Origin of the sequence: Serratia sp. Nf2 (assembly GCF_003028435.1) — a bacterium.
GTDB classification, from domain to species: Bacteria; Pseudomonadota; Gammaproteobacteria; order Enterobacterales; family Enterobacteriaceae; genus Serratia; species Serratia marcescens_L.
In genome coordinates this window covers 175,622-188,846 of sequence record NZ_PYTW01000004.1, presented here as the reverse complement: position 1 = coordinate 188,846, position 13,225 = coordinate 175,622, and the positions used below count along the sequence as shown (strand labels likewise).

At 58.1% G+C, this 13,225-nt stretch carries 16 protein-coding genes and 1 tRNA gene; 9 read left to right on the top strand and 8 right to left on the bottom strand.

Going from position 1 to position 13,225, the window contains the following annotated elements:
• Positions 1-128: 128 nt before the first annotated feature.
• Complete coding sequence (locus tag C9411_RS11145) at positions 129-845, top strand: HPP family protein (protein WP_107227067.1); 717 nt, start codon at positions 129-131, stop codon at positions 843-845.
• On the opposite strand, the gene aac(6') is transcribed toward C9411_RS11145, so the two are convergent.
• Complete coding sequence (gene aac(6'), locus C9411_RS11140; RefSeq protein WP_107227066.1) at positions 846-1,286, bottom strand: aminoglycoside 6'-N-acetyltransferase; 441 nt, start codon at positions 1,284-1,286, stop codon at positions 846-848. It lies immediately after the preceding gene.
• Between the two features lie 174 nt (positions 1,287-1,460).
• On the opposite strand from aac(6'), the gene C9411_RS11135 reads away from it, so the two are divergent.
• From C9411_RS11135 to C9411_RS11125, 3 genes are all read left to right on the top strand, one after another.
• Complete coding sequence (locus C9411_RS11135; protein WP_107227065.1) at positions 1,461-1,649, top strand: hypothetical protein; 189 nt, start codon at positions 1,461-1,463, stop codon at positions 1,647-1,649.
• Positions 1,650-1,660: 11 nt separating this feature from the next.
• A complete protein-coding gene (locus C9411_RS11130; RefSeq protein ID WP_107227064.1) occupies positions 1,661-1,870 on the top strand; it encodes a hypothetical protein in 210 nt (69 codons plus the stop codon).
• Positions 1,871-1,954: 84 nt separating this feature from the next.
• Positions 1,955-2,176 carry a hypothetical protein gene (locus tag C9411_RS11125; protein WP_063988638.1) on the top strand — a complete coding sequence of 74 codons (222 nt, stop codon included), beginning with the start codon at positions 1,955-1,957 and terminating at the stop codon, positions 2,174-2,176.
• A gap of 117 nt (positions 2,177-2,293) precedes the next feature.
• Here C9411_RS11125 and C9411_RS11120 read toward each other — a convergent pair.
• A tRNA-Ile gene (locus tag C9411_RS11120) sits at positions 2,294-2,369 on the bottom strand.
• Positions 2,370-2,515: 146 nt separating this feature from the next.
• Between C9411_RS11120 and mug the strand changes: the two genes are divergently transcribed.
• Both mug and C9411_RS11110 read left to right on the top strand, forming a co-directional pair.
• Positions 2,516-3,004 (top strand): G/U mismatch-specific DNA glycosylase, encoded by a 489-nt coding sequence (gene mug, locus C9411_RS11115; RefSeq protein WP_107227063.1) that lies wholly within the window; start codon positions 2,516-2,518, stop codon positions 3,002-3,004.
• A gap of 16 nt (positions 3,005-3,020) precedes the next feature.
• Positions 3,021-3,473, top strand: coding sequence for a nuclear transport factor 2 family protein (locus C9411_RS11110; RefSeq protein WP_107227062.1), 453 nt, complete (start codon positions 3,021-3,023; stop codon positions 3,471-3,473).
• A 56-nt stretch (positions 3,474-3,529) separates the two neighbouring features.
• On the opposite strand, the gene rpoD is transcribed toward C9411_RS11110, so the two are convergent.
• The 3 genes from rpoD to rpsU all read right to left on the bottom strand — a co-directional run bounded on the left by rpoD (position 3,530) and on the right by rpsU (position 7,632).
• Positions 3,530-5,371, bottom strand: a complete 1,842-nt coding sequence (gene rpoD, locus C9411_RS11105; protein ID WP_063988654.1) for an RNA polymerase sigma factor RpoD — start codon at positions 5,369-5,371, stop codon at positions 3,530-3,532.
• 157 nt (positions 5,372-5,528) lie between these two features.
• Positions 5,529-7,280: a DNA primase gene (gene dnaG, locus C9411_RS11100; protein WP_063988655.1), complete on the bottom strand. Its 1,752-nt coding sequence runs from the start codon at positions 7,278-7,280 to the stop codon at positions 5,529-5,531.
• Between the two features lie 136 nt (positions 7,281-7,416).
• Positions 7,417-7,632, bottom strand: a complete 216-nt coding sequence (gene rpsU, locus C9411_RS11095) for a 30S ribosomal protein S21 (RefSeq protein ID WP_001144069.1) — start codon at positions 7,630-7,632, stop codon at positions 7,417-7,419.
• Positions 7,633-7,957: 325 nt separating this feature from the next.
• Between rpsU and tsaD the strand changes: the two genes are divergently transcribed.
• Positions 7,958-8,971, top strand: a complete 1,014-nt coding sequence (gene tsaD / locus C9411_RS11090) for a tRNA (adenosine(37)-N6)-threonylcarbamoyltransferase complex transferase subunit TsaD (protein ID WP_004937199.1) — start codon at positions 7,958-7,960, stop codon at positions 8,969-8,971.
• 30 nt (positions 8,972-9,001) lie between these two features.
• On the opposite strand, the gene plsY is transcribed toward tsaD, so the two are convergent.
• Entirely contained in the window at positions 9,002-9,646 is a 645-nt protein-coding gene (gene plsY, locus C9411_RS11085; RefSeq protein ID WP_063988657.1) for a glycerol-3-phosphate 1-O-acyltransferase PlsY, read from the bottom strand.
• 107 nt (positions 9,647-9,753) lie between these two features.
• Between plsY and folB the strand changes: the two genes are divergently transcribed.
• On the top strand, positions 9,754-10,113 hold the full coding sequence (gene folB, locus C9411_RS11080) for a bifunctional dihydroneopterin aldolase/7,8-dihydroneopterin epimerase (protein WP_019453081.1): 360 nt from the start codon (positions 9,754-9,756) through the stop codon (positions 10,111-10,113).
• A gap of 132 nt (positions 10,114-10,245) precedes the next feature.
• Positions 10,246-11,070 (top strand): undecaprenyl-diphosphate phosphatase, encoded by an 825-nt coding sequence (gene bacA, locus C9411_RS11075; RefSeq protein WP_004937204.1) that lies wholly within the window; start codon positions 10,246-10,248, stop codon positions 11,068-11,070.
• Between the two features lie 39 nt (positions 11,071-11,109).
• Here bacA and C9411_RS11070 read toward each other — a convergent pair whose 3' ends face one another.
• On the bottom strand, positions 11,110-12,354 hold the full coding sequence (locus C9411_RS11070; RefSeq protein ID WP_063988658.1) for a multifunctional CCA addition/repair protein: 1,245 nt from the start codon (positions 12,352-12,354) through the stop codon (positions 11,110-11,112).
• Positions 12,355-12,476: 122 nt separating this feature from the next.
• A complete protein-coding gene (locus C9411_RS11065; RefSeq protein WP_019453078.1) occupies positions 12,477-13,097 on the bottom strand; it encodes a TIGR04211 family SH3 domain-containing protein in 621 nt (206 codons plus the stop codon).
• Positions 13,098-13,225: the final 128 nt, after the last annotated feature.

The window sequence follows — 13,225 nt, the reverse complement described above, 5'->3', positions numbered from 1 at the left end:
GAGGGGAGGCTAAAAATCAATCTGTTAGCTAAAAGTTCTTGGGCGGCGTGGTTTACGGCGCCGTGAGTTCCTTCAGGATGATGTGATATATTTGTTGCCAACACGTGAATTGAGCCGTATTGGGTAACATGAAGACGCAGTGGATAGAAAGAGTGAAAGTGGGATGCGCGCGCCTGTGGCCGCACCCGCTGGCGGTGGGCAAGCGAGAGATGCTGATTTCCAGCGTCGGCGCCGGTTTGGGGCTGATGCTCGCCGGCTGGATCAGCCACTTTATTTTGGGCGAGGTGAACCTGTGGTTTATCGCGCCGATGGGCGCTTCGGCGGTGCTGCTGTTCGGCGTGCCCAACAGCCCGTTGGCGCAGCCCTGGTCGATCGTCGGCGGCAATGCGCTGGCGGCGACGGTGGGCGTCAGCGCCGGTCTGCTGATCCCCGATCCGGGCCTGGCCTGCGGCGCCGCGGCGGCGGTGGCCATCGGCCTGATGTTCAAGCTGCGTTGCCTGCATCCACCCGGCGGCGCGGTGGCGTTGACCGCCATCCTCGGCGGCCCCGGCATTCACCAGATGGGCTATGACTTCGTACTGTATCCGGTGCTGCTGAACTCGGTGCTGTTGGCGGCGCTGGCCATTCTGTTCAATAACCTGGCCGGGCGACGCTACCCGCACGCGCTGGCGCCGGCGGAGGCCAAGCCGGCCAATTTGCCGATCGATGCCGTTTCCATCACCCGCGCCGATTTGCATGAGGCGCTGATGGAGGGGGATCTGTTCGATATCGACGAGGACGATCTGCAGGAGATCCTGCTGCGCGCCGAGCAGTTGGCGCATCAGCGGCAAAGCAAAATCGCCTGATCAGCCCAGCGTTTTGCGGTAAAACACCACCCGCTCCGTTTCGGCAAAGCCCAGCGCCGCGTGCAGGCGCTGGGAGTCCAGATTAGCGATGTCGGTATCCGACGCCAGCTCGCTGCACCCCTGTTGCTTGGCCCACTCCTGCACCTGCGCGATCAAACGCGCCGCCCAACCCTGGCGGCGAGCGCACTCGACGGTATAAATCCCTTCCAGAAATGCCACCGGCGACGATTCGCAGCCGTTGACGTAATCGTAGCGCAGCGCGATCTCGGCAAAGCCAACGAAATCGCCGTCCAGCCCCCGCGCCATAAACGCGGTGTGGTGCGGCGAAGCCAATATTTCGCGCATCTCCGCGCGGTGCACTTCCTGAGGGCAGGTGGGCCACAGCGCCGAGCGCAGCGCCAGCCAGGCGTCGAGGTTGTCGTGGCCGCAGTTGACGATCATGCAGGGGCCCTTATGAGTCGGAATAAATCAGGAATGCCGAAAGAGAAGTGTGGCACGGCGGCGGGAAACAAAAAAGCCATTATGGCGGGGCTCTCTAAGAGGATGAAAGAGATGTGTTAATATTTTAAGCGAAGTTGCTATAGGGTACGGCCAGCTCACTGATAAGGGATTGCTATGGATACGAAAGCCGTAGCTCAAGGAATTATTGAACAGGCCGCCGTTTCTTCGCGTCGTTTGCGGGAACTGTCTCCCTCAACGTACCATAAGCTCACCCCACGAAATCTGGACATGATCTACTTTCTGGCGGAGGAGTATCTTGAACCCTTTGTTGGCCTATACCAGCAAATCGAAAATGTTCTGTGAAGGTGTGAATCATGGGCTATCTAAAGTCTTGGGGCAGTAAGCTCGGTAAAGGATTGTCGCACCTTGTGGAAGCGATTTTGGGCGGGGTATTTTCTGTCGCTGCGTTTGGCTCACTGTTCTGGTTCGACGAAGGGTGGCAACGAATTCTGAGCGCGGCAATATTCCTGTTGCTGGTGTTTGTTACTATTGCTTTGTGTAGCCTTGTGAGAAGCGAGCGATAGCGGATTGATCAATCAAAAGCCAGCGGTTGGATTTTAACTAATGATCAAGTGATGATGACTTCCTATCGTTAAGTAAGAAAATCAATGAACTGGCTAAAATCCTTTCTTGTGAAGTTCACTAAGTTTGTTGGTCACCAAACGGCCGATCTGGCCGAGTCCGTTATCATTGGCCTTTTCTCCATTGCGGCCTTTGTTGCCTTGTTCTGGTTTGACGAGTGGTGGAAATCTATCGCTGCGGCTATCGTGATTTTCTTTGCCGGCTTTCTGGTGAGTCTGGCTATAGGCTGGTTAAGAGGGGAAAGATAACTGATAGTGCCGGCATACTGCCGCCATTTTGCCGCCATTTTGCCGCCACTGTGAGCACGAAATAAAAAAGCCACTTCGAGAAAAGTGGCTTTTTTATATGATTTTAAAGCTAAAATTTGGTGGCCCCTGTTGGGTTTGAACCAACGACCAAGCGATTATGAGTCGCCTGCTCTAACCACTGAGCTAAGGGGCCAAGCCGCGAGATTATAGGGAATCCTTAAGCGGCGGTCTACTGTTACCCGCCCGTATGTTGCTTTTCTGCACAGTTCTAGCCTGTTGTAATTGTTGGCGGATTTTGCGATAACCGCAGTAAATCCCTGCAATGGACTCACGACACTCATGGAACTTCTGGCGCCCAATCTGCGGGTGGTGTTTTGCGGCATCAACCCCGGCCTTTCTTCCGCCCATCAGGGCTATCCTTTCGCCAACGGCAGCAATCGCTTCTGGAAGGTGATCCATCAGGCCGGCTTTACCGAGCGCCAGCTGGCGCCGGAGCAGTGGCAGCTGCTGAAGGACAACGGCTGCGGCATTACCGCGCTGGTGGCGCGCCCGACGGTGGCGGCCAGCGAGCTGTCGCGCGACGAGCTGCGCAGCGGCGGTGAGGCGCTGCAAGAGAAGATCCTGCGCTATCAGCCGCGCGCGCTGGCGATTTTGGGCAAGCAGGCGTTCACCACCGCCTTCGGGGTGAAAAACGCGCCTTGGGGCAAGCAGACGCTGATGCTGGGGGAAACCGAGGTGTGGGTATTGCCCAACCCCAGCGGATTGAACCGCGCCACGCTGGAGCAACTGACCGCCAGCTATCGCGAGCTGTTCCTGGCGCTGCAATGACATAAGGGAGTATGCGATGACATCGATGATGAAAGGTTGTGTGATGGCGCTGTTATTGGTGACCGGCGCTGCACAGGCGGGGCATTCGCCGCAGGAAGCGCGCAACAAGCAGAACGTGCTGGAGTTTTATCGGCAGGGGCTGAACAACAAGGATTTTGCGGCCGCGCGACCATTTTTAGGCGAGCAGTACAAGCAGCATAACCCCAATGCCAAAGACGGCGTGGCGGGCTTTCGTCAATTTGTCGAGCTGCTAAAAACGCGTTACCCCAACTCGCACAGTGAGGTTAAACAGGCGTTTGTCGACGGCGACTATGTGATCCTGCATGTCGAGGTCAGCGGGCGCGAGCCCGGCAAGACCGCGGCGATCGTCGATATCTTCCGTCTCGACGCCGCCGGGAAAATTGTTGAACACTGGGACGTGACGCAGCCGGTGCCGGAGAAGACCGCCAGCGGCAACAGCATGTTCTGAGGCATAAAAAAACCCCGGCAGGACGGGGTTTTTGTTTTTTGGGGCGGCAGCCGGACTTAGTCGTCCAGGAAGCTGCGCAGCACTTCGGAGCGGCTTGGGTGACGCAGCTTGCGCAGCGCCTTGGCTTCGATCTGACGAATACGCTCACGGGTTACGTCAAACTGCTTGCCGACCTCTTCCAGCGTGTGGTCGGTGTTCATGTCGATACCGAAACGCATGCGCAGCACTTTCGCTTCGCGCGCGGTCAGGCCGGCCAGCACGTCGTGGGTAGCGGAACGCAGGCTTTCCGACGTCGCGGAATCCAGCGGCAGCTCGAGGGTGGTGTCCTCGATGAAGTCGCCCAGATGCGAATCTTCGTCGTCGCCGATCGGCGTTTCCATCGAGATTGGCTCTTTGGCGATCTTCAGCACCTTGCGGATCTTGTCTTCCGGCATCAGCATGCGCTCGGCCAGCTCTTCCGGCGTCGGCTCGCGGCCCATCTCTTGCAGCATCTGGCGCGAAATACGGTTGAGCTTGTTGATGGTCTCAATCATATGCACCGGAATACGGATGGTGCGCGCCTGATCGGCGATGGAGCGGGTGATAGCCTGACGGATCCACCAGGTGGCGTACGTCGAGAATTTGTAGCCGCGGCGGTATTCGAACTTGTCTACCGCTTTCATCAGGCCGATGTTGCCTTCCTGGATCAGATCCAGGAACTGCAGGCCGCGGTTGGTGTATTTCTTGGCGATGGAAATAACCAGACGCAGGTTGGCCTCAACCATCTCTTTCTTCGCGCGGCGGGCTTTCGCTTCACCGATCGACATGCGACGGTTGATGTCTTTGACCTGCTCGATGGTCAGGCCGGTTTCTTCTTCGATCTGACGCAGTTTCTGCAGGCTGCGCTGCACGTCTTCAGCCACGTCTTTCAGTTTTTCCGACCATGGCTTGGCCATCGCCAGTGCGGCTTCGAACCAGGAATCGCTGGTTTCGTTGCCGGCGAACAGGGTGACGAAGTTCTTCTTCGGCATTTTGCACTGTTCAACGCACAGCTTCATGATGATGCGTTCCTGGGTGCGAACGCGATCCATCATGGTGCGCATGCTGTTGACCAGGAAGTCGAACTGCTTCGGTACCAGGCGGAACTGCTTGAACACTTCAGACAGCTTCAGGATCTCTTCCGCGGCGCTGGCATGGCTGCGGCCGTTCTTCTTGATCACCAGACGGGTCGTTTCGTACTGATCGCGCAGATCGGCGAACTTCTGACGCGCCAGCTCAGGATCGATGCTGTTGTCGTCTTCGGTGTCGTCGTCTTCGTCGTCTTCATCTTCTTCGTCGTCGTCTTGCTCTTCGCTCGACAGCTCAGAACCGATGTGGGTCGCGGTAGGGGCGATGTCCTCTTCCGCGTTAGGATCGACGAAGCCGGTGATCAGATCGGACAGGCGCGCTTCGCCCGCTTCGACGCGATCGTACTGCTCAAGCAGGTAGGTAATGGCTTCCGGGTATTCGGCAACCGAGCACTGCACCTGGTTGATGCCGTCTTCGATGCGCTTGGCGATGTCGATTTCGCCTTCGCGCGTCAGCAGTTCGACGGTACCCATTTCGCGCATGTACATGCGCACCGGGTCGGTGGTGCGGCCGATTTCGGATTCCACGCTGGACAGAACCTGTGCGGCGGCTTCTTCCGCATCTTCGTCCGTGCTGTTCGAGTTTTCGGCGAGCAGCAGGTCATCGGCGTCCGGTGCTTCTTCCATCACCTGGATGCCCATGTCGTTAATCATCTGGATGATGTCTTCGATCTGATCGGAGTCGACGATATCTTCCGGCAGATGGTCATTGACCTCAGCATAGGTCAGATAGCCTTGCTCCTTACCACGGGTGACAAGTAGCTTCAGCTGTGACTGCGGGTTTTGCTCCATAAGACGGTATCCACACTTCAGAGTATTTAGGTTGGTGTCGGTCGGCGAAACCGCCAACAATAGCATTTGGGGCGTTTTCGTTATCGCCGCGGCCCACTATGGCGGCACTGTGCAGGGCTCTGCCCTCGCAATTATCGGCACTTAAGCCGTTTGGTATTCAGTTTTTCTTTCCAGCTCTTGACTCGTTGATCATACGAACTTCTTCTCGCTCTGAGGGGCTCAAGCCCTGCGTACGGGAGAGTGCCAGTAACTCTTCTAACCGTTGTTCGAGCACAGAGTCGAACATATGATTCAGGGAGTCCAGAAAGGTTCTTTCTGCAATCTCTGTATCTGATATATCGTTCCAGGCAGACAAAGTTTCAAGGTTAGCGCTGAACTTTGTATCCCGATATTCTTCCAGAATCTGGCCCGTTTTTATTCCAGGTTGAGCCAGGCAAAGGCTCACCAGCTCGCTGAACAGCGGCAGGCCTGGTAGTTTGGCGTGTTGCAACCCTTCAAGAGAAGGTACAAGTGTAGCCAACTGCGGATTTTGCACCAGTAACCCTATCAGTATACGCATGGTTGTGCGTTTTAGCTGGGGCGCCTGATAAGGATGCGCATTTTCCGCCTGCTTGGGCATCAGCTTGTCGAGCTGGCTGTCGTCCAGCAGCCCCAGCTTGTTGCCGAGCTCCTGGCGCAGGTACAAGCGCAACGTTTCGCCCGGCACCTGAGTAATCAGCGGCAGCGCCAGCGTGCTCAGCTTGGCGCGCCCGTCCGGGCTGCTCAGATCCACCTGCGGCAGCAGACTTTCGAACAGGAACGTGGACAGCGGCTGCGCCTGCTCCATTCGCTGTTCGAAGGCTTCTTTGCCTTCCTGGCGCACCAGGGTGTCCGGATCTTCGCCGTCGGGCAAAAACATGAACCGCAGCTGGCGCCCGTCGTTCAGGTACGGCAGCGCGGTTTCCAGCGCTCGCCAGGCCGCTTCGCGGCCGGCGCGGTCACCGTCGTAACAGCAGACGACGTTGTCGGTGGCGCGGAACAGCAGCTGAATGTGTTCAGCCGTCGTCGAGGTTCCGAGCGAGGCGACGGCATAATCGATGCCGAATTGCGCCAACGCCACCACGTCCATATACCCTTCCACCACCAGCAGCCGCTGGAGGGTAGGGTGGTTCTGCTGTGCTTCATACAGGCCATACAGCTGGCGGCCCTTATGGAAAACTTCGGTTTCCGGCGAGTTCAGGTACTTCGGCATACCGTCGCCCAATACGCGGCCGCCGAAGGCGATCACGCGCCCGCGTTTGTCGCGGATGGGGAACATCACCCGTTCGCGGAAACGGTCGTACGAACGCCCCTGATCGTTAGTCACCAGCATGCCGGCATCGTTCAATGCGCGGCGCGAGTCGGCGTCGCGGCCGAAACGCTTCAGGGCGTTGTCCCATCCCGCCGGCGCGAAGCCAATGGCGAAATGGCGAATAACGTCGTCACTTAATCCGCGCTGCTGCAAATAGCTGCGCGCCGGTGCCCCGGAGGACTGCTGCAGTGACTGTTGATAGAACGCGCTGAGCTGCTCCATCAGTTGGTACAGGCTCTGGCGCTGATGGCGTTCGATCTGGGTTGGCCCGGTGCCCGCTTCGTAAGGCACTTCCAGCCCGTGCATGGTCGCCAGCTCTTCGATGGTTTCGACAAACTCGAGTCGGTCGTAATTCATCAAAAAATCGACGGCGTTGCCGTGCGCACCACACCCAAAACAGTGATAAAACTGCTTTTCGCCATTAACGGTAAAGGAAGGCGTCTTTTCGTGGTGGAACGGACAGCACGCGTGGTAGTTCTTGCCTTGCTTCTTGAGCTTCACGCGGGCGTCGATCAGATCGACGATGTCGGTGCGAGCCAGCAAGTCATTGATAAATACGCGCGGAATTCGTCCAGCCATAAGCCCTTACTTCATTAGCCTATAAACGAGAACAAGCCGCGCATTCCTTTCGGAAAGCACGGCCTTCGTATGCAACTACTCGGTCTGCGCGATTTTGAAAATCAGAAATTCACGCGGTGGGGTTGCCCCCGAAGAATTAATACAGACGAGTGCGGCGTGCGTTTTCGCGAGCCAGTTTCTTCGCGTGACGTTTCACAGCAGAAGCTTTAGCGCGTTTACGTTCGGTAGTTGGTTTTTCATAAAACTCACGACGACGAACTTCAGCTAAAACACCCGCTTTCTCGCAAGAGCGTTTGAAACGACGCAGAGCAACGTCAAATGGCTCGTTTTCACGTACTTTAATTACCGGCATGTGCCTCTCACCTCAATAAAATTCGGTTTGTTGCTGGCCAAGCGCCAGCCTTTTCAAAATGGTGCGGAATTTTACTCCAATGGATGCTGCTTTGTAAAGCACCACAGCAAATTGAAACCCGCGTCGCTCTGCCGCAACGTGCGCAATTTTGCACCGGGCGCTGATTATAGACTAATCAGAAAAAAATGCTCGTCTTTAATCGCCTGGGCCTTTTCTGGATGAATCATCGACATAGGTGCGAGCCGGTGACAAGATGCGCCGCGCTGGCGGTAAATGCGGCGGAATGTGGTAGACTGGCGGCCGCACGTGAATGATGGGAAATGTAATGCGAGTACTGGGTATAGAAACGTCCTGCGATGAAACCGGAATTGCAGTGTATGACGATCAAACCGGTTTGTTGGCCAACCAATTATACAGTCAGGTGAAGCTGCACGCCGACTACGGTGGCGTAGTGCCGGAACTGGCCTCTCGCGATCACGTGCGCAAAACCGTGCCGCTGATTCAGGCGGCGCTGAAAGAGGCCAACCTGACCCCGGCCGACATCGACGGCGTGGCCTATACCGCCGGGCCTGGCCTGGTGGGCGCGCTGCTGGTCGGTGCTACCGTGGGGCGCGCGCTGGCGTTCGCCTGGAACGTGCCGGCAGTGCCGGTGCATCATATGGAAGGCCACCTGCTGGCACCGATGCTGGAAGACAATCCGCCGGCGTTCCCGTTCGTCGCGCTGCTGGTCTCCGGCGGCCACACTCAGCTGATCAGCGTCACTGGCATCGGTGAGTATGAACTGCTGGGCGAGTCGATCGACGATGCCGCCGGCGAAGCGTTCGACAAAACCGCCAAGCTGCTCGGCCTGGATTATCCCGGCGGGCCGATGCTGTCGAAGATGGCGCAGCAGGGCACGGCGGGGCGCTTCACCTTCCCGCGGCCGATGACCGATCGTCCGGGGCTGGACTTCAGCTTCTCCGGGCTGAAAACCTTCGCCGCCAACACCATTCGCTCCAACGGCAACGACGATCAGACGCGTGCCGACATCGCCCGCGCTTTCGAGGATGCGGTGGTAGATACGTTGGCGATCAAATGCAAACGTGCGCTGGAGCAAACCGGCTTCAAACGCCTGGTGATGGCCGGCGGCGTGAGCGCCAACCGCACGTTGCGCGCCAAGCTGGCAGAGATGATGCAGAAACGCGGCGGGGAAGTGTTCTATGCTCGCCCGGAATTTTGCACCGACAACGGCGCGATGATCGCCTATGCCGGCATGGTGCGCCTGAAGAGCGGCGCCAACCCGGAGCTGAGCGTTTCGGTGCGGCCGCGCTGGCCGCTGGCGGAACTGCCTGCGGTATAAAGCAAAAGGCCGGATAATCCGGCCCTTCTGTTATTCGTCTTTCGGCTGGTCGCCGTTATCCGCATCCGCGTCGTTTTTCTTCTTGCGGAACTTGCCCCAAATCTTGCCTTCCTGGCCGCGCCACAGGCGCTGGATATTGTCGTGATGCCGCATCAGGATCAGGCAGGAGAGCATCGCCACCGGGAAGGTGAACTGCGGTTTGAACCACCAGACGTAGAACGGGGCGATCAGCGCACTGACGATAGCGCCGAGCGAAGAGTAGCCGCTGAGCAATACCGTCAGCAGCCAGGTGCCGGTCATCAGGCCGGTCAGATCCCAACCGATAGGCGCGATGGCGCCAAACGCCGTCGCCACGCCTTTACCGCCGCGAAAGTGGAAGAATACCGGATAGATGTGCCCCAGGCAGGCGGCGATCGCCGTCAGGCCGAGGTACAGCGGCGGCACATCGAGTTTGTAGGCCAGCCAGACCGGCAACATCCCTTTCAGAATATCGAACACCAACACCGCCGCCGCCGCCAGCCGGCCGCCGATGCGCAGGACGTTGGTCGCCCCGGGGTTTCCTGAGCCATGCTCACGCGGGTCCGGCAGCCTGGCGATCCGGCAAACCAGGATCGCGCTCGAAATCGAGCCGCACAGATACGCGAAGATAATCATGCCAAGCGCGGTAGCACTCATAACGCGGTTCCGTTTAATAATGGTCGTTTTACTCGCAACATCTATGGATAATACGCACATTCCGCTGGAAGTGGTATCCGGCAAGGCCAAAAACAGAGAATGACGTGATGGATATCGTATTTATTGAAGAGCTTACCGTAATTACCACCATTGGCGTTTATGAGTGGGAACAGGGCATTCGTCAGAAGCTGGTGTTCGATATCGAAATGGGCTGGGATAACCGGCCGGCCGCCGCCAGCGATGACGTAACCGACTGTCTGAGCTATGCCGACGTCAGCGACGCCGTGATCCAGCACGTGGAGTCGAACCGCTTCGCGCTGGTGGAACGCGTGGCGGAGGAAATATCCGAAATTTTGCTTCAGCGCTTCAATTCCCCCTGGGTCCGTATTAAGGTCAGCAAACCGGGCGCTGTAGCACATGCCAGTCGGGTCGGCGTGATCATTGAGCGCGGCACTCGTCCCGCATAATTTTATGTCATCTGCTTGCAACGAAAGACCGTTAACCTGGTCTTAATCCTGAGAATTGTTTTAGCGGCATTGTCTTTAAGCATTGCCGCTTTTTTATGTGATAGCCGTTATTTTATGGGGTGATCGAAGCACATGGCTGACATGCATTCACTGTTTATTGCGTTTGTTCTTGGGGTTGTTGAGGGGTTAACCGAATTTCTGCCGGTGTCTTCCACCGGGCATATGATTATCGTTGGCGAGTGGCTGGGCTTTACCGGCGACAAAGCCAAAACCTTTGAAGTCATCATCCAACTGGGGTCGATCCTGGCCGTGGTGGTGATGTTCTGGCGCCGACTGTTCGGCCTGATCGGCATCCATTTCGGCGGCAAGCCGGTGGAGCACGAGGGCAAAACCAGCGGCCAGCTGAAGCTGGGGCACATCCTGTTGGCGATGATCCCGGCGGTGGTGCTGGGTCTGGCCTTCCATGATTTCATCAAGTCGCTGTTCGCGCCGAAAAACGTGATGTACGCGTTGGTGGTCGGCGGCCTGCTGCTGCTGGCAGCGGAATGGCTGAAGCCGAAGAAACCGAGCGCGGAAGGGCTGGATGACATCACCTATCGCCAGGCGTTCATGATCGGCTGCTTCCAGTGCCTGGCGCTGTGGCCGGGCTTCTCCCGTTCGGGTTCCACTATCGCCGGCGGTATGCTGGTGGGCGTGAATCGCTATGCGGCGTCCGAGTTCTCCTTCATTTTGGCGGTGCCGATGATGATTGGCGCCAGCGGCCTGGATCTGTACAAGAGCCTGCACTTCCTGACCTGGGGCGATCTGCCGATGTTCGCCGTCGGTTTCGTTACGGCCTTCGTGGTGGCGCTGATTGCGATCAAGACCTTCCTGTCGCTGATCAAGCGCATCTCGTTCGTGCCGTTCGCCATCTACCGCTTTATCGTGGCGGCCGTGGTTTACATGGTATTCCTGTAAGCCCGACGCCAAGAAAAAACCCCGCTCTGCGGGGTTTTTTTATGCCTGATCGTTGAGGATAGTTTGATTGAGCCTCCAGTCGGCCAGCGCCTGCTGGCGGCGGCGTTTGAGCTCATCGCGGATCGCGGTGCCCTGCAGCCCGCTGGCGACCACTTCTTTAATAGATACCGCGTTCGCCACCTGATACGCCTGGCGCAGATAGTCTCCCTGCGGATAAGGGTTCTCCTCAAAGCCGGTGCGGCCACGCGCGTCCGCTTCGCTGGTCAGGATCATCTGCTCCAGCCTTTGGGGCTTGCGCCAGACGTCGATGGCGTCGAACAGCTTCAGCAGGGTTTCCGGCCGCAGCTTGTTCACGGTGTGGATCAGATCATGGTACTCGGCCACCAGCTTGCTCAGATCGCGCACCGGGTTGGGCACCCGCAGTCGCTGGCACAGCGCTTCGACCAGCCGCACGCCCGCCGGGCCGTGGCCGTGGTGATGCGGCCAGAACTCTTTCGGCGTCAACCCCTTGCCGAGGTCATGGCACAGGGTGGCGAAGCGCACGTCCACCTCCGGCGTGAGGCGGGCGGCAATCGCCAGCGCCATCAGCGTGTGCACGCCGGTGTCGATCTCCGGGTGCCACTTGGCGGGGGCCGGAACGCCGAACAGCGCGTCGATTTCCGGGAACAGCACCGCCAGTGCATTACAGTCGCGCAGCACCTGAAAATAGACCTGCGGGCTCTGGCTTTGCAGCGCCTTTTCGGTTTCCTTCCAGACGCGTTCGGCGGTCAGCGCAGCCAGTTCACCGCCGTGCGCCATTTGGCGCATCAGGGCGAGCGTTTCGTCGGCAATGTGAAAACCCAGGTGGGCGAAGCGGGCATTGAAGCGGGCCACGCGCAGTACGCGCAGCGGATCTTCGCCGAACGCGTCGGAAACGTGGCGCAGCACGCGCGCCTGCAGATCGGCCACGCCGCCGTAAGGGTCAATCAGTTCCCCTTCGGCGGAGCGGGCGATGGCGTTGATGGTCAGATCGCGCCGCAGCAGATCTTCTTCCAGCGTGACGTCCGGCGCGGCATAGCAGGTAAAACCGGTGTACCCCTGGCCGGATTTGCGCTCGGTGCGCGCCAGCGCGTACTCCTCATGAGAATCGGGGTTGAGGAACACCGGGAAATCTTTGCCGACCTGTTGGTAGCCCAATGCCAGCAGCTCCGCCGGCGTGGCGCCCACCACCACCCAATCATGATCGACTACCGGGATATTGAGCAGGCTGTCGCGAACGGCGCCGCCGACCAGATAAATCTGCACTGTTGACTCCTGAATATCGTGTAAGGCTCTGTCTATCAGATTACATGAATTGGCCGCGGGATGTCGGCACCAATGAAAAGGGCGCCCGCAGGCGCCCATACTCAAACTGAACGATACTGAGATCAGTTCATCCAGCGGTTGTTGTTCTTGCGGCGCGGGATCAGGTGCGGCAACAGCAGGCCTAGCAGCAAACCGACGCCGGCGACGCCGCCCCCGTACATGAACCATTGCAGGATAATGGTGCGCTGCTTGTCGTCGAGCTGCAGGTTAACGGCGTTGACCTTCTTCTGCGCGACCACCAGCTGGTTTTTCAGATCCTGGTTTTCCTTCTGCAGGCTGCTGATGGTGCTGTCGCTGCCCGCGACTTTCTCCTGCATTTCCGAGGTGCGCTGGTTCCAGGTGTTGTCGATGTTGGCCAGCTTGTCGGTCAGGGTTTTCACCTGCTGTTCCAGCTCGGGCACGCGAGTGCGCAGGCTTGGCGTCTGGCTGAGCTGGTCGAGCGGGATCCAGGTGGTGCGGCCTTTCGGATCGCGGATCTGGCCGTAGTTGGTGCTGTCGTTGACGCTCAATAGGGTGACTTCTTCACCGGCGTTCAGAGTGCCGACAATACGGTACTGATTACCTGGGCCGCTATGGACGTAAGTGCTTAACTCATCGGAGATATAGCGTTTATCTTCGGCATGTGCGGCCCAAGTGATGCTGAAGCTCAGCGCGGCAAGGCAAATCAGGCGTAATTTCTGCATTAGTTCATCGTTTCTGGGTGAATTTATGGAACGATAGTAGAGGGTTCAGTCTGACGACGCAACGCCAAAACCGGAATGAGAACTATCTTACTGTGGCTGATTCTGTGAGTTGCGCAGCGTTTTATAAC